The 23069-nt window shown below is 39.7% G+C and carries 26 protein-coding genes; 21 read left to right on the top strand and 5 right to left on the bottom strand.

Going from position 1 to position 23069, the window contains the following annotated elements; genetic code table 11:
- Window positions 1-26: 26 nt before the first annotated feature.
- From glgB to C1A07_RS08215, 4 genes are read right to left on the bottom strand one after another with little or no spacing between them, the layout of a single operon-like run.
- On the bottom strand, window positions 27-1940 hold the full coding sequence (gene glgB / locus C1A07_RS08230; RefSeq protein ID WP_101876685.1) for a 1,4-alpha-glucan branching protein GlgB: 1914 nt from the start codon (window positions 1938-1940) through the stop codon (window positions 27-29).
- A 1-nt stretch (window position 1941) separates the two neighbouring features.
- Window positions 1942-3288, bottom strand: coding sequence for an alpha-amylase family glycosyl hydrolase (locus C1A07_RS08225; RefSeq protein WP_101876684.1), 1347 nt, complete (start codon window positions 3286-3288; stop codon window positions 1942-1944).
- A 28-nt stretch (window positions 3289-3316) separates the two neighbouring features.
- Entirely contained in the window at window positions 3317-3535 is a 219-nt protein-coding gene (locus C1A07_RS08220; protein ID WP_101876683.1) for a YaaL family protein, read from the bottom strand.
- Window positions 3536-3590: 55 nt separating this feature from the next.
- Window positions 3591-3992, bottom strand: coding sequence for an ArsR/SmtB family transcription factor (locus C1A07_RS08215; protein ID WP_242972282.1), 402 nt, complete (start codon window positions 3990-3992; stop codon window positions 3591-3593).
- A 263-nt stretch (window positions 3993-4255) separates the two neighbouring features.
- Here C1A07_RS08215 and C1A07_RS08210 point away from each other — a divergent pair, with 263 nt between their 5' ends.
- From C1A07_RS08210 to C1A07_RS08145, 14 genes are all read left to right on the top strand, one after another.
- Entirely contained in the window at window positions 4256-4756 is a 501-nt protein-coding gene (locus tag C1A07_RS08210; RefSeq protein WP_330399595.1) for an A24 family peptidase, read from the top strand.
- Between the two features lie 15 nt (window positions 4757-4771).
- On the top strand, window positions 4772-5776 hold the full coding sequence (locus C1A07_RS08205; RefSeq protein ID WP_101876681.1) for a P-loop NTPase family protein: 1005 nt from the start codon (window positions 4772-4774) through the stop codon (window positions 5774-5776).
- A gap of 82 nt (window positions 5777-5858) precedes the next feature.
- On the top strand, window positions 5859-7019 hold the full coding sequence (locus tag C1A07_RS08200; protein WP_101878089.1) for a CpaF family protein: 1161 nt from the start codon (window positions 5859-5861) through the stop codon (window positions 7017-7019).
- Entirely contained in the window at window positions 6910-7737 is an 828-nt protein-coding gene (locus C1A07_RS08195) for a type II secretion system F family protein (protein WP_101878090.1), read from the top strand. Before C1A07_RS08200 ends, C1A07_RS08195 begins: the two co-directional genes overlap by 110 nt.
- Before the next feature lie 13 nt (window positions 7738-7750).
- Window positions 7751-8947, top strand: a complete 1197-nt coding sequence (locus C1A07_RS08190; protein ID WP_101876680.1) for an immunoglobulin-like domain-containing protein — start codon at window positions 7751-7753, stop codon at window positions 8945-8947.
- A 28-nt stretch (window positions 8948-8975) separates the two neighbouring features.
- Window positions 8976-9152, top strand: a complete 177-nt coding sequence (locus C1A07_RS08185) for a Flp1 family type IVb pilin (RefSeq protein WP_101876679.1) — start codon at window positions 8976-8978, stop codon at window positions 9150-9152.
- Window positions 9152-11059 (top strand): DUF5702 domain-containing protein, encoded by a 1908-nt coding sequence (locus C1A07_RS08180; protein ID WP_101876678.1) that lies wholly within the window; start codon window positions 9152-9154, stop codon window positions 11057-11059. The genes C1A07_RS08185 and C1A07_RS08180 overlap by 1 nt, the downstream gene beginning before the upstream one ends.
- A gap of 51 nt (window positions 11060-11110) precedes the next feature.
- Entirely contained in the window at window positions 11111-12013 is a 903-nt protein-coding gene (locus C1A07_RS08175; protein WP_145996046.1) for a TadE/TadG family type IV pilus assembly protein, read from the top strand.
- Between the two features lie 16 nt (window positions 12014-12029).
- The gene (locus C1A07_RS08170) at window positions 12030-12467 is read left to right on the top strand and encodes a prepilin peptidase (protein ID WP_180952209.1); all 438 of its coding nucleotides are present in this window, start codon (window positions 12030-12032) and stop codon (window positions 12465-12467) included.
- Window positions 12468-12520: 53 nt separating this feature from the next.
- Window positions 12521-12856, top strand: a complete 336-nt coding sequence (locus tag C1A07_RS08165) for a hypothetical protein (protein ID WP_145996045.1) — start codon at window positions 12521-12523, stop codon at window positions 12854-12856.
- The gene (locus C1A07_RS08160; RefSeq protein ID WP_242972280.1) at window positions 12846-14045 is read left to right on the top strand and encodes a DUF6382 domain-containing protein; all 1200 of its coding nucleotides are present in this window, start codon (window positions 12846-12848) and stop codon (window positions 14043-14045) included. The genes C1A07_RS08165 and C1A07_RS08160 overlap by 11 nt, the downstream gene beginning before the upstream one ends.
- A gap of 58 nt (window positions 14046-14103) precedes the next feature.
- Window positions 14104-14706 carry a rhomboid family intramembrane serine protease gene (locus C1A07_RS08155; protein ID WP_101876673.1) on the top strand — a complete coding sequence of 201 codons (603 nt, stop codon included), beginning with the start codon at window positions 14104-14106 and terminating at the stop codon, window positions 14704-14706.
- A 28-nt stretch (window positions 14707-14734) separates the two neighbouring features.
- Window positions 14735-15154, top strand: coding sequence for an HIT family protein (locus tag C1A07_RS08150; RefSeq protein ID WP_101876672.1), 420 nt, complete (start codon window positions 14735-14737; stop codon window positions 15152-15154).
- 18 nt (window positions 15155-15172) lie between these two features.
- Entirely contained in the window at window positions 15173-15703 is a 531-nt protein-coding gene (locus tag C1A07_RS08145; protein ID WP_101876671.1) for an RNA polymerase sigma factor, read from the top strand.
- Here C1A07_RS08145 and C1A07_RS08140 read toward each other — a convergent pair.
- Window positions 15697-16764 (bottom strand): undecaprenyldiphospho-muramoylpentapeptide beta-N-acetylglucosaminyltransferase, encoded by a 1068-nt coding sequence (locus C1A07_RS08140; RefSeq protein WP_101876670.1) that lies wholly within the window; start codon window positions 16762-16764, stop codon window positions 15697-15699. The two genes, C1A07_RS08145 and C1A07_RS08140, sit on opposite strands and share 7 nt — an antisense overlap.
- Before the next feature lie 124 nt (window positions 16765-16888).
- Between C1A07_RS08140 and C1A07_RS08135 the strand changes: the two genes are divergently transcribed.
- The 7 genes from C1A07_RS08135 to pap all read left to right on the top strand — a co-directional run bounded on the left by C1A07_RS08135 (window position 16889) and on the right by pap (window position 23069).
- Window positions 16889-17719, top strand: coding sequence for a DUF4367 domain-containing protein (locus C1A07_RS08135; RefSeq protein ID WP_101876669.1), 831 nt, complete (start codon window positions 16889-16891; stop codon window positions 17717-17719).
- Between the two features lie 12 nt (window positions 17720-17731).
- Entirely contained in the window at window positions 17732-18235 is a 504-nt protein-coding gene (locus C1A07_RS08130; RefSeq protein ID WP_101876668.1) for a DUF6147 family protein, read from the top strand.
- Between the two features lie 95 nt (window positions 18236-18330).
- Window positions 18331-19053, top strand: a complete 723-nt coding sequence (locus C1A07_RS08125) for a TraX family protein (RefSeq protein WP_101876667.1) — start codon at window positions 18331-18333, stop codon at window positions 19051-19053.
- Window positions 19054-19099: 46 nt separating this feature from the next.
- On the top strand, window positions 19100-19873 hold the full coding sequence (locus C1A07_RS08120) for a TatD family hydrolase (RefSeq protein ID WP_101876666.1): 774 nt from the start codon (window positions 19100-19102) through the stop codon (window positions 19871-19873).
- A 99-nt stretch (window positions 19874-19972) separates the two neighbouring features.
- Window positions 19973-20662 carry a nucleotidyltransferase domain-containing protein gene (locus C1A07_RS08115; RefSeq protein ID WP_101876665.1) on the top strand — a complete coding sequence of 230 codons (690 nt, stop codon included), beginning with the start codon at window positions 19973-19975 and terminating at the stop codon, window positions 20660-20662.
- 44 nt (window positions 20663-20706) lie between these two features.
- Window positions 20707-21579, top strand: coding sequence for a 16S rRNA (adenine(1518)-N(6)/adenine(1519)-N(6))-dimethyltransferase RsmA (gene rsmA, locus C1A07_RS08110; RefSeq protein ID WP_101876664.1), 873 nt, complete (start codon window positions 20707-20709; stop codon window positions 21577-21579).
- Window positions 21580-21599: 20 nt separating this feature from the next.
- Window positions 21600-23069 (top strand): polyphosphate:AMP phosphotransferase, encoded by a 1470-nt coding sequence (gene pap, locus C1A07_RS08105; RefSeq protein ID WP_101876663.1) that lies wholly within the window; start codon window positions 21600-21602, stop codon window positions 23067-23069.

Genomic DNA, 23069 nt, shown 5'->3' with positions numbered 1-23069 from the left:
ATAGGTTTATTTGTTGCTTTAAAGGACTAAAATTTAAATATTGCTGTGCCATATGCCGGAAGAGAAAAAGATATATGGTATGGCTGCCCGTCGCACTCGCCCTTTTTTGCCTTCAGTACAGGAGGATTATCAGATTTTTGGTACATGCCCTGTACATTATCCAGCACTAAAGTATAATTGCCCCGCTTCCACACCCCTACCTTGTAATCCGGTCGGGAGACAGGGGTAAAATTGCATATAAAAAGCAGATTCTTTTTGCCTGTTTCATCTCTGCGGACAAAGCTGAAAATACTTCTGTCGCTGTCATTGGCATTGATCCACTGGAAGCCATTCCAGTCGTAATCCAGCTGATAAAGAGCCGGATACTTTTTGTACAGGTGAAGCAGGTCGCGGACATAATTCTGCAGATTCTTGTGGAGATCTTCATTTGTCAGATGCCAGTCTAAAGCCACTTTTTCGTCCCATTCATGCCATTGGCCAAAGTCCTGTCCCATAAACAAAAGCTTTTTACCAGGATGCCCCATCATAAAGGTATATCCTACCTTCAGGTTGGCAAATTTATCTTCATAAACACCAGGCATTTTGTTAATCATAGAGCATTTAAGGTGAACCACCTCATCGTGAGACAGAACCAAAATAAAGTTTTCGCTGGTGGCGTAAGTCATTCCAAAGGTCATTTTATTGTGGTTATATTTTCTAAAATAGGGGTCCAGCTTCATATATTCCAGGAAGTCGTGCATCCAACCCATATTCCACTTAAAGGAAAATCCTAAGCCGTCATTCTCAGGCGCATGAGTGACCTTAGGCCACGCTGTAGATTCTTCCGCGATAACCATGGCCCCTTTATTTCTCTTTGTGAGAATACTGTTTAAATGTTTAAAAAATTCTATAGCTTCCAGGTTTTGGTTGCCGCCGTAAATATTGGGAACCCAGTTTCCGCCGCTGCGGCCGTAATCCAGATAAAGCATGGAAGCTACGGCGTCCACCCGCAGACCGTCCACATGATAACGCTCTACCCAGTAGAGGGCATTGGAAATTAAAAAGTTTTTCACCTCATTTTTATTGTAGTCAAATACCTTTGTGCCCCAGTCGGGATGTTCTCCTTTTCTGGGGTCAGCATATTCGTAGAGAGGCTGTCCGTCAAAGTCGGCTAGTCCATGAGCGTCCTTTGGAAAATGCGCCGGCACCCAGTCCAGAATAACGCCGATGCCTTTGCGGTGGAGATAGTCTACAAAGTACATAAAATCTCCAGGTGATCCATAGCGGGAAGTGGGTGCAAAATATCCTGTAACCTGATATCCCCATGAACCGTCGTACGGGTATTCTGCGATGCCCATTAATTCTACATGGGTGTATCCCATAGACTTTACATAGTCGGCTAATTCGTGAGCCGCCTCTTTATATGTATAAAAACCTTCCTTGATCTGCCGGTCCTTTTTGCGCCAGGAGCCCAGGTGCACTTCATAAATACTGACAGGTTCCTTTTCCATGGCTTTTTCAGGTCTTGCGGCCATCCATTTTCCGTCCTTCCAGGAAAATCCCGCAATGTCTGAAGTGATAGAGGCTGTTCCAGGCCGGAATTCTGCAGAAAATGCGTATGGATCTGCCTTAAAGATCAGCTGCCCGGATTGGGTTGTAATAGCATATTTATATAACTGGCCCTTCCCCATATCAGGTACGAAAAGTTCGTAAATTCCGGAGTCCTCTAAAAGCTTCATAGGATGGCTGTCCGGATTCCAGTTGTTAAAATCGCCGACTAAACTGACAGATTGGGCATGTGGGGCCCATACGGCAAAATAGTAACCGCTTTTTCCCCCGAAGGTCCATGGATGTGCTCCCAGCTTATCATAGATTTCATAATGTGTTCCATTGCCGAACAGATAACGGTCAACCTCAGTAATAAAACCTGTTTCTACTGCTTTTTTGCTTTTACGTCCCATATTATAGTTCCTCTCTGTAATTTAATTTATAAATAAGGCCGTCATTGGCTTGCAATACCACATTTAAGCGTCCGTTTTCTAAGGTCACGGGGGTATTATTAAAAATGTTGACTGCAGTATCTTCTGTGCCGTCAGGAACTGGGATTGAAACAGAGCAGTCCTGGCTGTCGTTATTGGCGGCAACAATCATAATACTGTCATCACCCTGCCGTAAAAAGGCGTATTGTCTGTTGGTCAAAAGCAGTTCCTTGTACAGGCCGTGATGAAAATGAGAGTATTTATTGTGAATGCAGCACAGTGTCTGCAACTGGTTTGTAAGGGGACAAGACATAGTCTCCGCTTTTTCAATATCTATAGCAGGCCGCAGCATATAGTCGCTGTCTTTTGTGCGAAGGCCTTCCACACCCCATTCGCCGCCATAGTAGATGGAAGGTATACCTGGAAGGGTCATAAGTAAAAAATATGCCAGGTACAGATGGCTGCTGTCTTTTAATTTACTGGCAATTCTATCTTCGTCATGGTTGTCCAAAAATGTGTACAGATCCCTGCCTATAGCCTCCAATCGCTTTACATTGTGAGCGATTTCAAAGAAGTTATGGTCATTTAAACCAGAATAAAGGCTTTTATGAAGCTCGTAGTTGGTTACAGAGTGAAGCATTTCCCCATTGACCCAGCGGCTGTATTCGCCGTGAATTACCTCCCCCATAAGCCAGAAATCAGGTTTGATTTTGTCAGTCATCTGGCGCATTTCTTTCATAAAAGTAAAATCCAGAACATTGGCGCAGTCTAAGCGGATACCGTCAATATCAAAGGTGTCTATCCAAAATCGAATAACATCGAAAAGATATTGCTTTACCTGGGGATTTTGCAGGTTTAAGGCAGGCAGATCATAAATTCCGTGCCATGCCTCATAGCTGAAGGGATCGCCCATTGGACTTTGACAATCAAAATTTACCCCCTTGTACCAATCTTTATAAGGAGAGTTCCATTTGTTTTTTTGTATATCCTGAAATGCAAAAAAACTACGGCCAGTATGGTTGAATACCCCGTCTACAATTACCTTGATTCCGGAGAGATGGCATTTATACACAAAAACCTGGAAATCATTGTTGGAGCCTAGCCTGCGGTCTACCTTTTTAAAATCAATAGTGTCATATCCATGGGTAGATGATTCAAAAAGAGGTCCTATGTAAACTGCGGTGCAGGAAAGACCGCAGATATGAGGAATCCATTTGTCTAACTGATTGAACCGATGATCCGGGGAAGCTTGTGTATTTTGATGTGGCGCTCCTGTCATTCCCAAGGGATACATGTGATAAAAAACAGCTTTTTCATACCAGGTTTTCATAAAGAGTCCTCCAAAATTAGTTTAAAAGTTATGCCTCCTGCCGCTTTAGGCGTCTAAGGAGAAACTGATAGCGCAGCTGGGCTGCGTTCAGCTCGTAAATGTAGCAGTCGATCAAAGTAGGATCTACTACTTCTTCAAAATGATTTCTTACAGTGTCGATTTGGCACTTAGTTCGCTGGATCTCTGCCCGCAAAGTTTGTCTTTCAGCCAGTCTGGCAGAAAGCTCTCTGGTGTTTGTCCTTTTCATTCTATCATCTCCCAAATGTTGATACAGTTAGTATATCTGGGAAATGGCAGATTATTCATGGTTTTACCAGAATATTTTGGAGAGAGACATTTAATTCGTTAAAAATCCGGCTGGAATTTTCCAAAGTAAGAAAATAAATGTTGGAAGTTCCATCCTGTCTGGAACTGACAATTCCTGCTGTTTTTAAAATTTTTAAGTGATGTGAAATAGCCGGGCGGGAAAGGCTTGTCATATTGGTAATCTCTTTTACGCTAAGCCCCTGAATGTGTTGCCGGTCTATGGGAACACTTTCAGAGGATTCTGCTGAGGAAAGGTTATCATAAGCAGACCCTCCAATAGCTGCCTGGGTCAGGGCGCTGATAATGGTCAGACGCATCTCATCTCCAAGTGCGATAAACAGTGGTTTGCAAAGCTCAAATTGTTTTTCCAGTTGCCGCAATACATCTATATCTGCCATACAGCCTCCTTTGGTTTAAAAATTTAAACTGAGTATATTTTACCATTAACCGGAAGAAACGTCAACAAAAAGTGTGAAATATATACAAAAAACATATTGACAATTCCAAAGTATTAGTGCATAATTAGTAAACAGCTACCAGAAATCCTTTCTTTTAAAAACTGGCAGCGCATATCTGTATTACATTTTCGCCGTTCAGGCAAGCTTTAGTTTCCCGTTAATCAAGTGAGTCATTTATAAAGTAAAGGTTCAGGAGGTGATATATAATAAAAGCTTTTAGCCTGCAGGATGGAGTATTATTTGCCGTATTGGCTGCAGGAGCATTTTGGGATATAAAAAGCCGCAGGATTCCTAACTGGCTGATGGCTGCAGGGGCAGCTGTGGGAGCGGCAGCGGGAGGACTTAGATTTATTGGCCTTTTTGCCGCTGTAGTGATTGTATTTTTTCCATTATATTTGTGCCGCATGATAGGTGCAGGCGATATTAAAGTGATGGCTTTAATTGTAGGATTTTTAGGCCCTTTTCAGGGAGCTGATGTTTTAGCTGTCAGTTTTTGTATTGGGGCGGCTGTCTCACTTTTCAAATTGCTGTGCAGAGGCATACTGCAGCAGCGTCTTATTTATTTCATGGTCTATATCAGACATTTATTCCAGACAAAACAAATTACAGCTTACTTTAAGCCGGAGAGAGACGGATATGATGTAACAATTCCCTTTGTTGCCTGTCTGTTTTTTGGGACAATTATATCCTGGTGGTGGAAGTAGGCAAAGGAGGGATCTATGAAGAAGATTATGGCTGTATACGATATTGAACCTTTGTATGCAGACCGTTTTGCAGACTTTATTAACAGGAAAGGGACGATTCCCTTTCAAGTTGTGGCATTCTCATCTATTTTACTTTTAAAGGACTATGCCTCAGATCATCAGATTGATCTGCTTTTGATTAGTTCCAGCGTGGATAGAAGGGATAGGGAGGGGATTGCTGCAAAACAGACGATAGTATTAAGTGATGGGGAGGCTGCTCTTTCTAGTCAGCCCTTTCCTGTGGTTTACAAATATCAGTCGTCAGACAGGATCATCCGGGATGTTATGTCTTATTATGGACAGGACGTTTCAGACCCGTTTTATTCTTCAGCCAAAGGGGGAAGTGTTCTGGGGATATATTCTCCGGTAAATAGATGCCTGAAAACATCTTTTGCCCTTACCCTTGGCCAGCTGTTGGCTCAGGACAATAAAGTGCTTTATGTAAATCTGGAAGACTGTTCCGGCATGTCCAGGATTATGGGGGAGGTGTACAGCAGAGACCTGTCAGATATGCTGTATTTTTACCATCAGGGAAGCTACAACTGGGCTAGGCTTAGTTCGGTTGTATATACCTGGGGAGGCCTGGATTATATTCCACCTGCCAGATATCCGGAGGATCTGTGCCAAATAGATGCAGAAGGGCTGGCAGTATTCCTGTTAGAGATGGCCCAGTCCTCTCCCTACAATATGATTGTAGCCGACTTAGGCCAGATGGGCAGAAAGGCGGCGGAGGTATTGGAGGTATGCGAAAAGGTTTATATGCCTGTAAAGGATGACTTTATATCTAAGGCCAAAATAGAAGAATTTGAGGATTACCTGGAAGTGTCAGGCAGATCTGACATCAAAGAAAAAATACATAAGATTAAGCTGCCTTATCACAGTGATTTAAAAGGCGGCCAGTCATATGCAGAGCAGCTTTTGTGGGGAGAGCTGGGGGATTATGTAAGAGCTATGCTGGGCAGCCAGCAGAAGGAGGAGTAGATTGGGCAGAGCAACAGATACAGAAGAATTTTATAGTATAAGAAATACACTGCGGGAGGAGGTGGCAGAAAGATTATGCGATATGAGGCAGGTGGAAGATGAAGAGCTTTATCAGGTTATTGATGAAGTAATAATGGCTGCTGGAGAAAGATTGTATTTACCCTTAAAAGAAAAAATACATTTAAGAATCAGCTTGTTTGACTCCTTTCGGCGTCTGGATATTCTTCAGGAGCTGGTGGATAATCCTGATATTACAGAGATTATGGTAAATGGAAAGGGATGTATTTTTGTTGAGAAAAACGGAAAAATGCTGCCCTGGGAAAAGTCCTTTGACAGTGTGGAGCAGCTGGAGGATATGATTCAACAGATTGTAAGCCGGGTGAACCGCAGGGTAAATGTATCCTCCCCTATAGCCGCAGCCAGGCTGGAGGACGGTTCCAGAGTACATGTAGTTTTGCCGCCTGTAGCCATAGACGGACCTGCTGTGACAATCAGAAAGTTCCCAGAACCTATTACCATGAGACGGTTAATAGAGCTGGAGGCTATTACAGAGGAGGCGGCTGTCTTTTTAAAGCATCTGGTGGTAGCCGGATACAATATTTTTATCAGCGGAGGAACAGGCTCCGGGAAAACCACATTTCTTAATGCGCTATCTGCATTTATCCCCCAGGAAGAAAGAGTTATTACTATAGAAGATGCAGCAGAGCTTCAAATTCAGCAGGTTCCCAACCTAGTAAGGCTGGAAACGAGAAGCGCCAATTTAGAGGGGGAGGGAGAGATTCATATGGGAGATTTAATAAGGTCCTCTTTAAGAATGCATCCTAACAGAATTATTGTGGGAGAGGTAAGGGGAAAGGAGGCCTTTGATATGCTCTCGGCATTTAATACTGGACATGATGGCTCTCTCAGTACAGGCCACGGAAACAGCTCGGCAGATATGCTTTCCAGATTGGAGACTATGGTACTTATGGGTGTAAACATGCCTTTAGATGCTATTAGAAGTCAGATTGCCTCATCTGTAGATATTATGGTGCATCTGGGAAGGTTGAGGGATAAAAGCAGGAAGGTGCTGGCAATTACAGAGATTGGAGGATTTGAAAATGGAAAGATCTCCCTTAATAGAATCTATTGTTATGAGGAGGAAGAAGGGGGAAAGGAAAGAAAAGGCCGGCTGCGCCAGGTGGGCCAGCTGCTGCACACAGAAAAGCTTCGGACAGCAGGTATTGAATTATCAGCATTATAGACTGTCTGTGCAGGAATGGATTTTATATAGCTGTCAGGGAATGGGGGCTATCGGGGTTATCTCCTATATCTATTTTAGAAGCTGGTTCGTCTTTTGGTGTCTGTCCCCCCTTAGCCTATGCTGGCCCCTTATTAAGCGAAAGGATTTAAAACAAAAACGTTTGGAAATTCTGAGCAGGGAGTTTAAGGATGGAATTACGATATTAGCTTCTTCTCTGACAGCAGGATATTCTGTAGAAAATGCATTCCGCGTAAGCACCTCAGAGCTGCTTTTAATTTATGGAGAAAAAGGGCTTTTATCTTTTGAATTTCAATATATAGTAAACCAGTTAAAGATAAACCGTCCTATAGAGCAGCTTCTGGATGATTTTGCAGAACGCAGTGGGTTAGATGATATACAGAACTTTTCTCAGGTATTTTCAGCTGCGAAAAGAAGCGGAGGTCAGCTAATTGAAATAATGAATCATACAGCAGAAGTTATAGGAAGTAAAATTCAGCTGAGGGAAGAAATTGCTTCTATGACAGCCGCCAGACGTTTAGAACAGAGGATTATGAACCTTCTTCCATATTTAATTGTTATTTATATTGATACTGCTTCTCCAGGCTTTTTTGCCCAAATGTACAGCACAGCAGTAGGAAGAGGGGTTATGACGTGCTGTCTGATAGCATACGCGACAGCAGTGTTTATATCTAAGAAAATATTGGATATAGAAATTTAAAGGTATAAAAATTATGAAGGTGCAAGTATTTTTTATAGCTGCCGGCTTCCTTTTGTATGGCGGACTGACATTTTTCTCAGGGAAGGGCGAGAGTATAAAAGCTGTTCCGCGCAGCAGTGTAGCTGGAGAGACAGTTAGTTATGAGATAGAGGTGAAGGGGCTGGAAAAAGAGGATCAGCTTTTGACAATAACGGCAGGGCAGAGAAAGTATTCTGAGGAGGAGGCAAAAGAACGGTTTGATCAGGTAAGACAGCAGCTAAATACACAGATATTAGGCGAGAATTTATCTTTAAAAGAGGTAAGAACAGATTTAACCTTAATGTCCTGGTCAGAGGATCTTGGTATACGCATTAGATGGGATTCTGAAAAGCCTGAAATACTAGACAGATATGGGAAAGTAAATAACAAGGAGTTAGGACCAGAGGGAGAACCAATTTGGCTGAAAGCGGCTATGACTGATGGGGAGCACCAACGGACTTATGAGATTCTGGTCACAGTTCTGCCTCCTATCATATCCCAGAAAGAGCAGATAGCAGAAGATTTTCTAAAAGAGTTAAAAAAGCTGGATATGGAGCAGGAGCAAACAGACCAGTTTGTGCTTCCTGATCAATATAAGGGAAAAGAATTAAGTTATACATATAAGGAGGATGAAAGCTATAAAATTTTGCCTTTATTAGGCATTGCAGCAGCAGTAGTTTATTCCCTAAAGGGAAAACAGAAAAGGATGGAGGAGGAAAAGATAAAAGACAGGCAGATGATGGTGGATTATCCTGAGATTATATCAAAATTAACTATTTTTACTGGAGCCGGCATGACTGTACGGCTTTCCTGGGAGAGAATTGTAAAGGATTATGAAAAACGTAAAAGTAAGGGAGGACAAGTCCGGTATGCGTATGAGGAAATGAGCCGGACTTATCACCAACTGCAGAAAGGAATGATGGAAGGAAAAGCTTATGAGGAATTTGGGAAAAACTGTAGGCTTCAGCCATATTTAAGGCTGGCAGGTCTAATAGAGCAGAATAGAAAAGAGGGAGTAAAAAACCTGAGAAATTTATTGAGTATAGAAATGAATGCAGCCTTTGAGGAGAGAAAGAATCTGGCCAGAAAGCTGGGGGAAGAAGCGGGAACAAAGCTATTAATTCCTCTATTTATGACTTTGGGAATTGTTATGATAATGGTAATGCTGCCTGCCTTGATGGCATTTTCTTAAATATTATTATGAGAAAGGGAGGACTAGAATGATATACAGAGAGCTGAAAAACTTTATAACTGATAATGACGGAATCGGAGTAATCGAGGTAGTTTTAATATTGGTGGTTCTGATTGGACTGGTAATTATTTTTAAGGAACAAATTGGTAAACTGCTGAACAATATTTTTAAGGAGATAAACAGCCAGTCTAAAGAGGTGTACTAATGAAAGTCAAAGGGCAGATTACAGTATTTTTAAGTATGACAATTATGTGCATTTGCGGATTAATGTTTGGGATTCTGGAGTCTGCCCGTTTAGAAGGAATCAGATGTTATTTACAGACAGCAGTACATTCCTCCATGGATTCTCTTTTTAGCGGTTATCACCGGGATATATGGAATCAATATAGAATTCTTGTGCGGGAATATAGGACAGAAGAAGAGCTAAAAGACGAATTTGAAAAGTATCTGACGACTTATAAAGATGCCGCAGGGTGGTATGCAATGGATATAAAAAAGACAGATCTGGAGGAGATAAGTCATATTACAGACCATGGGGGAAGAAATCTTGAAAAACAAGTTTTAGATTATATGAAATTTGGCGTTTGGAATCTGAATTTTCAGGAAGATACAGCAGAAGATCTGAAGAAAGAGTTAAAGGAGGCCGCCGCCACAAAGCGCATTGCAGACCAATATAGTAAAGAAACTGGTCAAGCAGTGAAGCTGGAGAAGGCAGTGGAGAGGCTGGATCAGTACCTGGAAAGACAAAAGGAGCTATATAAAGAGGCACAGAATAGTTTAGAGGATTTAGACGGCTCTGGATTTCTGGATAGGGGGAAAAAGCTGTTGAAAGAATTGAAGAAAATCCCAGATCTTGTGGATAACTATGAAGAGAAGGCAGATGAGCTGAGGAGAGAGTTGGAAGAAAGCAGACAATATTATATTGCGGAAAGTAAGGACTTAACCAGCTCATCTAAAAGTATGCTGGAAGCGGAAATAGGAAAATACGATTCTTATATTATGGAGGAAGGGGAGAGGAGAAAAGAGATCGCAGGTTTAAAAAGTATTGCAGAGCAAAATATGGATTTGGTGGAAGCAGTTATGGAAGAGGCTGAAGCAGTAGAACAATATATTAGTGAATGGGAGGGAGAAGATGAAGAGGATGAGCTGGATGAAGAAGCGTTATGGAGACCAGTACAAAGGCATTTTGAAAGATTTAAGCAGGCAGAATTATTATGCGCCCACGGCACAGCTGACAAGGAAAAGCAAAGTTTTTTGGAACAGACAAAAGGTTTGTTAGAAAAAGGGCTTTTATCTGTAGTAATACCGGAGGGAAAAGAAGTGTCCCAGGCAGTACTGCCTAATAGTAGTTTTCCTTCATCTATATATGAAGAAACAGAAGGAGAATACACATCCTTAATCAATAATCTAATAGTAAACGAATATTGCGGAATGTTCTTTTCTGATTTTTTAGATGAGGAAAAGGAGGTGCAGTATGAATTAGAGTATTTAATCGGAGGGAAACTGACAGACAGAGAAAATCTGTCAATTGCTGTAGGAGATATATTTTTAATTAGAGAAGGGTTAAACTTTCTTCATATTTTAAGCGATAAGGAGAAACGGCAGGCAGCAGTTCAGTTGGCGGAAGTAATTGTGGGAGCCAGCGGACTGGCTCCCCTAGTTCCCATAATGGCGTTTTTAATTATGAATATATGGGCATCTGCTGAAGCAGCTTATGATATTAAAAGCTTACTTTCCGGAGAAAAAATACCGTTAATAAAAACAGCTGAGGATTGGAAGTTAGGCGTAGAACAAATTTTAGACATAGGGAAAAATAGTAAGCTGGATTCCAATCCATACGGAAGGGAAGGCAGGGGACTTGGGTATGAGGAATATTTAAAGTTAATGCTGTTTCTTAAAAATTCGTCACAAAAGTATTATAGAATGATGGATGTAATTCAGATGAATATTCAGAGAAAACAGCCTGGATTTTCTATAAAGCAATGTGCCTGTTATATACATATAAAAGCGGATATTTGTGGAAAACATCTTTTTCTCAGACTTCCTTTTGTGGAAAACAAGAAAGAAACAGGGGGTTATCAAATGGAAGCTGAGGCGGAAAAAGCATATTAAATCATTGAGAGGAGGCAGGCAGACATGCCCTTTTCCGGGAAGCAGAATCGGATGGAAAAAATAATCAATGTAACTCTCCAAGTACAGTCCCCCTTAGATAGAAAGCATTCTGAGAAAAGGGTGTGTCTGTCTGACCTTCTACTTATCAGTTTAAAGGGAAGTATGGCTGTAGAAGCAGCCATTGGCTTATCACTTTTTTTGTTTTTTATAGTACTTTTAATGCTTTCTATGAAAATAATGAATACAAGGAGACAGGTACAGGCTGCTTTAGAGAATGTAGGAGAAAAAGCGGCCCAGTATATTTATATTGAAGAACAAACAAAAAAAGGGTTTTTTATCAATACTGGAAAAATATCCGGTGAAGATACAAACATATTTTTAAAGAGCATAACAGCGGCGATGATTGAGAGGGAGATGCATAAAATACTGGATACCAAGGCTGTGGGCAAGTTGTCTGCAGCCAGGTCAAGGATTATGGCTGATGGAGAAAATATTGATTTAATTATTGATTATGAAATAAATCTTCCTTTTCCAGTATTTCGTTTGGAATCTGTAAAGCAGACTGCCAGATGCTGCCGCAGGGCCTGGATTGGAATTGATGGGCTTTTGGGAGTGGGAGACAGCGGGCAATTATCAGAAGAAAATCAAACAGTATATATAGGAAAAGGAAGTACAAGGTATCATACTTCTCGATTATGTCACTATTTATATAATCAGCTAACAGCTGTTGATTATGAACAGCTGGAGACAGCACGAAATACAAATGGGGGAAAGTACTACCCCTGCAGCAGATGTGCAGGAGGAATAAAGGAAGGTACTGTTTATATTATGCCCAGTGGTATTAGTTTTCATAAAGACAGCAGCTGCAGTTCTATTACAGCTTATGTGAAAGCAGTACCTTTAAATGAGGTAGAATATCTGGGGCCATGTACATATTGTTCTAAGGGAAGGTGAGGAGAAAATGTTAGTTATGAATACAGCAAGGCAGATCGTATTTATTAGTTTTATCAGTATTGCTTCCTGGCAGGATGCAAAGAGGAAAGAGGTAGGAATATGGGTATATGGTCTTTTTGGAAGTTTGGCCTGGTATATCAATCTGTGTCTGCTGCATTTGCAGGATTTGCAGGCAATTTTATTAAGCATTTCTTTAGGTACAGGCCTGCTGTTTCTAAGTCGTATGACATGTGGGGCTATAGGAGAGGGAGACGGCTTATTCTTTTTAGTAACAGGTATTTTTCTTGGTTTTCAAAGAAATATTCTTTTGTTCAGTATTTCAGTAATGCTTTGCGGAGTTTTTACAATGGGTATTTTTCTATGGGGAAAAATAAAAAATATTTCTGTTTCCGGGAAAACCGTGCCATTTCTCCCATTTGCCTTTCCTGTAGGAATCTGGATTACTTTTCTATAAAAAAGTTATTTACATATAAGGCTGCAGCTAGTTATACAGTTGAGGCCGCGGCCGTGATGTCTTTAGTCTTACTTGTACTTTGCACATTGATTCAAAATGCATATAAAATACACGATGAAACCTGTGGCGCAATGGCTTTACAGCAAAGGGTGGAGAAGCTGCGCCACCAGGAGGAGGGAGGCCGTATTAATATTGAAAAGGGGCAGCGGGTCAGCAGGTTACTTTCAAAAGAGTGGCAATTGGAGACATCTGTAAACAGAAATACCGTAAAGGGCGAAATCAAAAATAATGAATGGTCTATCAATTTAGAAACAGAGATCTATGATCCGGAAAACTTTATGAGGATGATATCTATATTTGATAATGAGGAAAAGAAGGATGGAAATTAAATATCAAAGAGAAATGAGACATAATTATCTGATTATTGAGCCGGATTCAGCAGAAACAGAAAGCTATGAAATCAGAATGCTGGAAGAAAATAAAATTCAGGGCTTATTAAACTTTTATCTGAAGCAAATAGATAAGAAAATATACTATTATTATGAAATTACGTCCAGACAACCGCTAAGTCGTATGTTAGACAGCCGTGCAGTTGGAGCGGAAGAGCTAAAGACATTGATTTGTGGTATTGCCAAGGCATTGGAAGAAATGGGAATCTATCTCTTAGAAGAACGCCATGTTCTTTTGTCTGCAGAATATATTTATGTAGAACCGGAAAATGGGAAGGTTTATTTATGCTTTGTGCCAGGAAGAGATGAAAGCTTTCCAGAATTATTAAGGCAGCTTCTTCAGTATCTTTTAGGAAAACTGAACCATAAAGATAAGGAGGGAGTTGTTTTAGGCTACAGCTTATATCAGGAAAGCCAAAAAGAAAATTATGGGATTAGGGATCTATTGCGGTTGATACATAGCGAAAAGTGTGATGCTGAAATATACGGCAAAGAAAAAAATACATATATAGAAGAAAACTGCTTGAAAGAGTCAGGGGGTAGGGAATATAATTATAAAGGACAAAATCAAGAGAAACAATTATCCTTATCAGCAGCTGAACCAGAAAAGATTAAGAAGGATCTATGGCTGAAAAAAATTTTTAACTTGAGAATCAGGCCTGAGAAAGGAGAAAGTAACCTGGAGCAGACCAAAAAAGAAAAGGTTATTAATCCATGGCTTTTAGAGATAGAAGAACCTGAGGAGAAAGAGGAGAGCAAAGATGCGCTGATTCAGGCAGATGTTCAAAGGCTTTCCAGGGATGATACAGTGTTATTGAAAAACTCAGGAGAACGGGCTGAAATACGCAGACTAATCAGCCTAAAAAGAGATAGGGAGGAGATAGTGATTCCTTACTATCCATTTCTTATTGGCAAACAGGAATCGTTGGTAGATTATGTGATGAAAGAAGAAACTGTAAGTCGTCTCCATGTAAGAATTGACCGGGAGGAAAGTGGATATAGGATAACTGATTTAAACTCTACAAACGGCACGGTTGTAAGAGGAAAAACTCTTGAAGCTAATGAGTCGATTTTTGTCGAAATAGGCGATGAAATATACATAGCAGACCAGGGCTTTTTGTTTATATGATCTTAACAAATATTACGAATTATGTTAAAATAGCAATATGCAACGCAAGGAGTGTATAATGAAACAGTTTTACTATAAGAAGAGAGCGTATGTCAACATAACCATTATTGTGGTTAATGTCCTGTATTTTCTGTTTCTGGAGTTAAAGGGCCCAACGGAAGATCTGGATTTGCTGAAGCGATATGGGGCAATGTACGCGCCTCTTGTAGTGGAACAAGGTGAATATTATCGTATATTTACGTCTATGTTTATACACATTGGCTTTTCCCATTTGCTGAATAATATGATTATCCTATTTGTACTGGGGGATAATCTGGAAAGAGCGCTTGGAGAAATTAAGTATTTTATTTTTTACTTTGTCTGCGGAGCAGGTGCCAATATAATCTCCATGCTAATTAGCATTCAGAGCAATCGCTTAACCGTTTCTGCTGGTGCATCAGGAGCTATTTTTGGTGTAATAGGTGGATTAATCTATGCAGTGGCTGTAAATAAAGGACGACTAGAAGATTTAAGCAGCAGACAACTGATTATGTTAGTAATTTGTTCTTTGTATTACGGCTTTACAGGAACGGGGGTAGACAACGCCGCCCATATAAGCGGTTTGATTCTGGGAATTCTGCTTGCTGCAGTATTTTACCGCAAGCCAAGCAGATTAGAATGAATAAAGAAATACAAATGAGGAGGATAAAATGAAAGAGAAAGACTGCATCTTTTGCAAAATTGCAAATGGAGAAATACCGTCTGCAACAATTTATGAGGATCCGGATTTTCGGGTGATACTGGATCTTAGTCCGGCATCAAGAGGACATGCATTAATTCTGCCGAAAAATCATTTTGCAGATTTATGTTCTTTAGATGAAAGGACAGCAGAGAAAGTACTTTCTGTGGCGGCAAAGATAGGAGCTGCAATGAAGAAATCATTAAATTGTTCCGGATTTAATGTAGTACAGAATAACGGAACTGCAGCAGGTCAGACAGTTTTTCACTTTCATGTACATGTAATCCCCCGGTATGACAACGGACCGGTGATGGTAGCGTGGGAGCCAGGCAAAGCAAGCGCTGAAGAGCTGGCTGAGGTTGCAAATCAAATAAAAGGAGAATTACAGTAATCATACAAGGGAGATAACATGGAACCAATGATAAATGAGATGTTCCAATCCATGTATGAAACATATCAGGAGTCTTTGCGCATCATCGCAATGCATTACAAAATCCCTCGTGACGATGTAGATGATATTGTTCAAGAAACTTTTATTTCGTATTACAAACATTATCCAGTAAACATGAGCAACAGAAAATCTATGTTAACGACGATTCTCATAAGAAAATGTCTGGATTATTGGAGAAAATATCGTCCTGAAATTATTAGCATGGATTCTGAAGAAGGAATGATAGAAGTCGGAAATCTGTTACATCTTGTTAGCAAAGATATTGCCGACACAGTTGTGGATAAAGAAAAGTATAAACGACTTTATGATTGTATTATGGAAATGCGCGATGATTGGAAAGAGGTAATTCTTTACTGCTGTTTACTAGACTATACCAGTAGTGAGGCAGGTAAGATTTTAGGAATTTCGGGAACGGCCTGCCGCTCCCGATTGATGAAAGCTAGATTAGAATTGAAGAAAAGGTTGGGGCCGGATTATAAAGATTACTGAGTGGAATAAGATTCGATCAGCTGAATAATCGTATCCACTGCATTGGAAAGAGGACTTTGTTCCATCGCTTTGATAAAGGAGTTGCGATTTTGGTCTGTATCCAGAATTGCTTGTTCTAATGAGAACTCTGTTAATTGCTCCTCTTCCAATACAGTACTGAATCCTTGCTTCTCAAAAGACTTCGCGTTAAGTATCTGATCTCCCCGGCTAGCAGCGGCGGAGAGCGGAATTAACACATTAGGTTTTCTGAGAGCCAGAATTTCGCAAATGGAGTTGGCGCCTGCTCTGGAGACTACAATATCTGCAGCGGCAAAAAAATGTTTTAAAGGTGTATCTACGTATTCATACTGTTTGTATCCGTCTAAATTAATAAGGGATTCATCCAGATTTCCTTTTCCGCAGATATGTATTACCTGATATCTGTTTAAAAGCTTTGGAAGAACCTTGCGGACAGCAGAGTTTACAGTAATAGAGCCTAAGCTTCCGCCGATAACTAAAATAACAGGTTTATTGGCAGAGAGATGAGCATATTGAAGCCCAGTTAGACGATCTCCCTCCAAAAGTTCTTTTCTAATAGGAGAACCAGTAAGAATTGCCTTGTCTTTTGGGAGATAATTTAATGTCTCCGGAAAATTACAGCAAATAGTCTTAGCAGAAGGAATGCAAATTTTATTCGCAAGTCCTGGTGTCATATCGGATTCATGGATGATGGCTGGAATTTTATAATGTTTCGCAGCCAAAACAACTGGAACAGCAACAAAACCACCTTTGGAAAATACAACATCCGGTTTGTATTTTTTCATTAATTTTAATGCCTCGCCGTAGCCCTTTAAAACACGGAAGGGATCGGAAAAATTTTTCAGATCAAAATATCGGCGAAGTTTACCGGAAGAGATGCCATGATAGTCAATACCAGCATCTTCAATTAATTTCTTTTCCATACCTTGATAGGAGCCAATATAGTGAATCTCATATCCAAGTTCCTTTAGAGAAGGGATGAGGGCAAGATTCGGAGTAACATGCCCGGCTGTTCCACCGCCGGTCAGGATGATTTTTTTCATGTAATAGTTACCTCCTGAAATGGGATTCTTATAATACTTCTATTACTATACTACCCAGAACAGTATAAAAGTCAACCCTAAAACATATGGGAACTACAGGATTTTCGCTTTAGAGAGGTGCAATGTGAAACAATATGGGAAAAACCAATCAGAAAAAAATTTCATAGATGAAGACATCAAGACAGCTTTCGGTTTTTCCAAGGAACAGCTGGAGAAAATGCTGGATGATGCCACAGAGCATCGTGATGAGCTTCCTTCTGACTGGAAGGCACCTAAGGATGAATTTGCCACTATTATGGCCAAGATTAACCAGAGGGGAATTCAGCCTGTGCCTTTAAAGGACGAACACAAGAAAAGTTATCCTGATTCTTCTAGGCGCCATGCCCGCCTAAAACGTATGGTCAAAACTGGGTTGATTGCTGCAGCTTTGGCAATTACCGCTGCTGGTTTCTGTATAAATGCGACTGGTAAAAGTCAAATGAAATATAAGGAGTTGGATATTGAAGGTAATAGGAATGATATAGCGTGGAGAAATGTAAAAACTGTAGATGAAGCAGGTAGTTTAAATACAGCATATAAAAAAATAGAACGTGAAATCAATATATCAGCTTTGAGATTGGGCTATATACCGGAAGGTTTGACGTTGAAGAATGTAATTATTGAAGAAAATTATGCTACATTAAAATTGTTATATAACGATCAAAATATTTATTTCTATCAAATGGGCCAGAATGATAAGGGTACAGGAACTCATATATCTGATAGAGAAGAGTACAAAACAGTTTATAATTATAATCTAAAAGCGGATTTAAAGATTTTCAGAGAAGCAGCTTATGAAGATAAATTTGAATATAGTACTAGAATTGAAACTGATACCGCGTACTATTCATTAACAGGTATTTTAGATGGAGATGAGTTTGCTAAAATTGTTGAATATTTGTATTATATTGAGTAAAGGAGAGTTAAAGTGAAAATAAGAAGTATTATATTGTCAATGATGCTGGTATTTGGACTATCAGTACCTACATATGCGAAACAAACCATAGGATACTCATATAATCCTAATGAGGAGACGGTTTTTTCTCCTAGTAATGTTGCGAGAGAAAAGTTTAATAATCCAAAGGGCACGTGGCTGTCAGACGGTTTTCTGGAAATCTCAAACCCAGAGAACGGCAGAATTGGGATATATGCAGCTACCTTTTGCCATTCACCTGTTGATGAAATTAAAACAACAATTTTTATAGATCAGTGGGATGATGAAACTGAGGATTGGAATCAGGTGGACTATAAAAGTTTTACTTTAACATCAGAGAATGACGGCCCACTGTCTGAGATGATTCTTAGTTTTGAGGTAAAAGGCCATGAAGTAAATGAATGGTATCGTTTAAGAGGTCTGCATGTGGTTTATAAAGGTGAAGATGTAGAAATGTTTAGTACTCGTACTGATGGCATTGAAATAACAAAAAGGTAAGTTTTAAATTTTTTAACTAAGAACCTTCAGGTTGATATTATTTCAGCCTGGAGGTTTTGACGTACTAATAAAGTTATAATGAAGGAGTTCTTCTGATGCCCACCTATTATTCACATAAAAAACTCCCTGGTTTTACCGCCTTTCAATTAAAAATAATAGCAATGGTGACAATGGTTATTGATCATTTAGCCATTGTTTTTATAATACCTCTTATGACGTCAAGTCCTGACCTGCCTTTTTTGCATCAGGTCTATTTTTGTTTTCGGTTCATAGGGAGATTGTCATTTCCCCTATTTGCTTTTTTACTGGCAGAGGGATTTATATACACAAGTAGTCGGAGAAAATATGCAGTAAGGTTAGGAGTTTTGGCGGTTATTTCTGAAATTCCATTTAATATGTTGATTTCGGGAAGACTTTGGGATATAGGGTTTCAAAATATATTTTTTACTTTGCTGATTAGTTTATTAACATTAATTGCTATGGAAAAATGGAAAAAGCATACAATTTTCCAAATATTGGCTGTAGCTGTGGGCATGGTGGTGTCCTGGGGGATTAAATCAGATTATTGTTTTTGGGGAGTTGCCTTTATAGCGGCAATGTATCAATTAAGAAATAAAAAAGAAGAGCGGCTAATAATAGGAAGTATTATTCTTATATGTATGATACAGGCAACATTTGAAGTCGGATATTTGCTGGTGTTTTTTCTGATTGGCAGGTACAATGGAAGACAGGGAATGAAAACAGGATATTTTCCGTATATTTTTTATCCTCTTCACATGATTGTTTTGACAGCAGTAAAGATGGCGATTAATATATAATATAGCAATATGAATATTAAGGACAAAGCATATAGGAGTGACAGCTATGATTTTTGATACACATGCACATTATGATGACAGCGCATTTGACATGGACAGAGAAGAAATATTAAATAGTCTGCAGGTTAGTGGGATTGGGCATGCTGTGAATATTGGCTCTAGTATAGCATCCAGCAGACGGACATTAGAATTACTTCATAATTATCCTTTTCTTTATGGCGCAGTAGGCGTTCATCCAAGTGATTCGGCAGAGCTGGATGAGGAGAAAATTTTAGAATTAAAAGCCATGGCAGAAAATGAGCGGGTGGTGGCAATTGGAGAAATAGGACTGGACTATTATTGGGATGAACCTGATAGAGATATTCAGAAGAAATGGTTTATTCGTCAGCTTCGCTTGGCAGGAGAAGTAGGGCTTCCTGTAGTGATACACAGCCGGGACGCGGCAAAAGATACATTAGATATAATGAAGGCGGAGCGTGGAGAAAAAATTGGAGGGGTAATTCACTGCTTTTCTTATGGGACAGAAATGGCGGAGGAATATCTTAAAATGGGATTTTATTTAGGGATAGGAGGCGTTCTTACCTTTAATAACGCAAAAAAGTTAAAGGAGGTAGCCGCATATGCACCTATAGACAGGATTGTTTTAGAGACAGACTGCCCATACCTTTCACCAGTGCCAAACAGAGGAAAAAGAAATTCGTCCTTAAATCTTCCATATATAGTAAATGCATTGGCGGAAATTAAAGGTTTGGAAGCAGATACAGTAATAAAAATCACAGAGGAAAATGCCAGGAAGCTGTACAGAATTAAAGACATCTGAGTATTAAGGAAAATAGTGAGTTCGAGGAAGTTTAATAGTCCATGTCAGTCTGATAACTAAGGGAAAGTTGAAATTACAGTTTAATAAAAAGGAGAGAAGATGCTGGATATTAATTTGTGGATGAAAGATTTTACTGAGCTTATAAAAAGTATATTTGGAGACAGGCTGGAATTTATTGGACTTCAAGGCAGTCGGGGCCGGGGTGAAGCTGGAGAGCACAGCGATATTGATGTGGTTGTGATTTTAGATAAGCTGGAAATAGCAGACTTGGAAATCTATGACAAGGCTATATCTAAACTGCCATTTAGAGAATTAATTTGCGGCTTCTTGTCAGGAAAACAGGAACTGGAACACTGGGAAAAATCAGATTTGTTTCAGTTCTATTATGATACTGCGCCAGTTTATGGCAGTATTGATAAGCTGGCAGGCTTTATTACAAAAGAAGATATTGGAAAAGCGGTATTAACAGGAGCATGTAATATTTATCATATGTGTGTACACAATATATTACATGAAAAAAATTTAGAGATATTAAAGGAATTATATAAATCAGCAGTATTTGTGATACAGGCAGATTATTATTACAGAGAACATGTTTATATAAAGAAAAGGGCACAGCTGCTGACAAAGCTTTCTGGCGAAGAAAAGAGAATTTTAAAGCTTTTTATGTCTTATAGTCAATGGGAAGCGCAACCAGTAGATGAACAAAGTAAAGCAGATGAATTAAAACAAAATTCAGAGATACTGTTAAAGTGGTCTGCAAAGTTAATAGAAAAATACGGGCGTTAAACGCTTATAACCATAAAAAATAAATGAAACGTTAGGAAAAGAATATGGATAATAAATTAGGAAATCCCCAAAAAACCATTGAAATAATACAAAAATATGAATTTGCATTTCAGAAAAAATTCGGTCAGAATTTTTTAATTGATCCTCATGTGTTGGAAAAGATTATTCGGGCGGCAGGACTGACAAAAGAAGATATGGTTTTAGAAATCGGGCCTGGAATTGGCACTATGACTCAATATTTGGCAGAGGCGGCAGGAAAAGTTATAGCTGTTGAAATTGACACTAATTTAATTCCTATTTTAGGGGAGACTTTAAAGGACTACAGCAATGTAACAGTGATTAATGAAGACATTTTGAAAGTGGATATAAAAAAATTAGCGGAAGAGTACAATGGTGGGCGTCCCATAAAGGTGGTGGCAAACCTTCCATATTATATTACAACCCCAATTATTATGGGATTATTTGAAAGCCAGGTTCCTATTGATAATATTACTGTAATGGTGCAGAAGGAAGTGGCTGAGCGAATGCAGGCAGGACCTGGAACGAAAGATTATGGAGCGCTATCCCTGGCAGTTCAATATTATGCAGAACCTTACATAGTGGCCAACGTACCGCCTAATTGTTTCATACCAAGGCCTAATGTAGGATCAGCAGTAATCAGGCTGACTCGCTATGAGGAAAGTCCTGTTCAGGTAGTCAGTCCTAAGTTAATGTTTCAGTTAATCCGCGCCTCTTTTAACCAGAGAAGGAAAACGCTGCAGAATGGTTTAAATAATTCACCGGAGCTTTCTTTTTCTAAAGAAGAGATTGCCAGGGCAATTGAACAGCTGGGCGTCTCCCCTACAGTGAGAGGCGAGGCTTTAACATTAAAGCAATTTGCTGATCTGGCTAATATTATGGATAATATGCAAAAATAGCTTCAAAAAGGAGGACATTTATGCTGAATAAATGGGAAAAACCAGAAATGCCTGAGGAAGAAGAAATAAAAGAAAGACTGGCGAAGGCCAGGGACTTGCTGGAAATTCAACAGCTTCAGATTAAAGAACGTAAGCTTCCTGTGCTGGTGCTGTTTGAAGGTTGGGGCGCGGCAGGAAAAGGAAGCGAGATTGGACAGATTATTAAAAATATTGATCCCAGGTTTTTTAAAGTGGCATCTATGTCCGCTCCTTCAGAGGAAGAAAAAAGAAAACCATTTTTATATCCGTATTTTGTTCAGATACCAGAAGCAGGAAAGTTTACTTTTCTGGATTCAGGGTGGATGGATCAGGTTTCCAAGTCCCGTTTCTCAGGGGAAATGGATGATAACAAGTATGCTCAGATTATTGACAGTATTAAAAGGTTTGAGCGGCAGCTTACAGATAATGGATATATAATACTGAAATTTTTCCTGAATATCAGTGAAAAAGAGCAGGAGAAACGTTTAAACCAATTAAAAGCGAATAAAGATACAAAGTGGCGTGTAAGTAAAAATGATTTAATGCAAAGTAAACATTACAGTAAATGTCAAAATATCTTTTCAAGATATTTAACGGATACTAATACAGCCAATGCGCCTTGGTATATTATTGACGCTAAAAATAGAAAATGGGCGGAGCTTCAGCTTATGGAGACTATTTGCAGCGGAATCCAGGTGGGACTTCAAAATGAACGTTTGGCAGTGCCTATTATTCAAAATGTATTTCCCCTTATAAAAATGCCTAAGCTTTCTGAGGTAAAGCTGGAGGAGACAATGGAGGAGGAAAAATATAAGGCTGAGCTGAAGCAGCTTCAGAAAAAGCTGGGGGAGTTTCACAACCGTTTGTACCGAAAAAGAGTGCCGGTGGTTATTGCATATGAAGGCTGGGATGCAGCTGGAAAAGGAGGCAATATAAAAAGACTTACAGAGGCATTAGATCCCAGAGGATATGAGGTACATCCAATCGCCAGCCCGGAGCCCCACGAGAAAGCAAGGCATTATCTTTGGAGATTTTGGAAACGCCTTCCCAAAACAGGGCACATTGCAATTTTTGACAGAACCTGGTATGGACGGGTTATGGTAGAGCGTCTGGAGGGCTTCTGCAGTGAAAACGATTGGAAGAGAGCTTATAATGAGATCAACGAGTTTGAGAAGGAACTGACAGAATGGGGAGCTGTTGTAATTAAATTCTGGGTTCAAATTGATAAAGAAACGCAGCTGGCCAGATTTACAGAGCGGCAGAATACTCCGGAAAAGCAGTGGAAAATTACAGATGAAGACTGGCGGAATCGAGAAAAATGGGACGAATATGAAAAGGCGGTAAACGAGATGCTTCAGAAAACCAGCACCTCTTATGCCCCATGGCATATTTTGCCGTCTGTAGATAAAAAAATTGCCAGAATTCAGGCCTTAAAAATTGTAATAGAAAAACTGGAAAAGGCCTTAGAATAA

Origin of the sequence: Lachnoclostridium edouardi (assembly GCF_900240245.1) — a bacterium.
In the GTDB taxonomy this organism is placed as follows: Bacteria; Bacillota; Clostridia; order Lachnospirales; family Lachnospiraceae; genus Lachnoclostridium_A; species Lachnoclostridium_A edouardi.
Note: the sequence above shows the minus strand (reverse complement) of the source record. Positions and strands in the feature narration are given on the sequence as shown.

Excerpts from the sequence above, each read along its gene's own strand:
- glgB (WP_101876685.1), bottom strand. The coding sequence starts at position 1,940 with ATGGGACGTAAAAGCAAAAAAGCAGTAGAAACAGGTTTTATTACTGAG.
- C1A07_RS08225 (WP_101876684.1), bottom strand. The coding sequence starts at position 3,288 with ATGAAAACCTGGTATGAAAAAGCTGTTTTTTATCACATGTATCCCTTG.
- C1A07_RS08220 (WP_101876683.1), bottom strand. The coding sequence starts at position 3,535 with ATGAAAAGGACAAACACCAGAGAGCTTTCTGCCAGACTGGCTGAAAGA.
- C1A07_RS08215 (WP_242972282.1), bottom strand. The coding sequence starts at position 3,992 with ATGGCAGATATAGATGTATTGCGGCAACTGGAAAAACAATTTGAGCTT.
- C1A07_RS08205 (WP_101876681.1), top strand. The coding sequence starts at position 4,772 with ATGAAGAAGATTATGGCTGTATACGATATTGAACCTTTGTATGCAGAC.
- C1A07_RS08200 (WP_101878089.1), top strand. The coding sequence starts at position 5,859 with ATGAGGCAGGTGGAAGATGAAGAGCTTTATCAGGTTATTGATGAAGTA.
- C1A07_RS08195 (WP_101878090.1), top strand. The coding sequence starts at position 6,910 with ATGAGGAGGAAGAAGGGGGAAAGGAAAGAAAAGGCCGGCTGCGCCAGG.
- C1A07_RS08190 (WP_101876680.1), top strand. The coding sequence starts at position 7,751 with ATGAAGGTGCAAGTATTTTTTATAGCTGCCGGCTTCCTTTTGTATGGC.
- C1A07_RS08185 (WP_101876679.1), top strand. The coding sequence starts at position 8,976 with ATGATATACAGAGAGCTGAAAAACTTTATAACTGATAATGACGGAATC.
- C1A07_RS08180 (WP_101876678.1), top strand. The coding sequence starts at position 9,152 with ATGAAAGTCAAAGGGCAGATTACAGTATTTTTAAGTATGACAATTATG.
- C1A07_RS08175 (WP_145996046.1), top strand. The coding sequence starts at position 11,111 with ATGGAAAAAATAATCAATGTAACTCTCCAAGTACAGTCCCCCTTAGAT.
- C1A07_RS08170 (WP_180952209.1), top strand. The coding sequence starts at position 12,030 with ATGAATACAGCAAGGCAGATCGTATTTATTAGTTTTATCAGTATTGCT.
- C1A07_RS08160 (WP_242972280.1), top strand. The coding sequence starts at position 12,846 with ATGGAAATTAAATATCAAAGAGAAATGAGACATAATTATCTGATTATT.
- C1A07_RS08155 (WP_101876673.1), top strand. The coding sequence starts at position 14,104 with ATGAAACAGTTTTACTATAAGAAGAGAGCGTATGTCAACATAACCATT.
- C1A07_RS08150 (WP_101876672.1), top strand. The coding sequence starts at position 14,735 with ATGAAAGAGAAAGACTGCATCTTTTGCAAAATTGCAAATGGAGAAATA.
- C1A07_RS08145 (WP_101876671.1), top strand. The coding sequence starts at position 15,173 with ATGGAACCAATGATAAATGAGATGTTCCAATCCATGTATGAAACATAT.
- C1A07_RS08140 (WP_101876670.1), bottom strand. The coding sequence starts at position 16,764 with ATGAAAAAAATCATCCTGACCGGCGGTGGAACAGCCGGGCATGTTACT.
- C1A07_RS08125 (WP_101876667.1), top strand. The coding sequence starts at position 18,331 with ATGCCCACCTATTATTCACATAAAAAACTCCCTGGTTTTACCGCCTTT.
- C1A07_RS08120 (WP_101876666.1), top strand. The coding sequence starts at position 19,100 with ATGATTTTTGATACACATGCACATTATGATGACAGCGCATTTGACATG.
- C1A07_RS08115 (WP_101876665.1), top strand. The coding sequence starts at position 19,973 with ATGCTGGATATTAATTTGTGGATGAAAGATTTTACTGAGCTTATAAAA.
- rsmA (WP_101876664.1), top strand. The coding sequence starts at position 20,707 with ATGGATAATAAATTAGGAAATCCCCAAAAAACCATTGAAATAATACAA.
- pap (WP_101876663.1), top strand. The coding sequence starts at position 21,600 with ATGCTGAATAAATGGGAAAAACCAGAAATGCCTGAGGAAGAAGAAATA.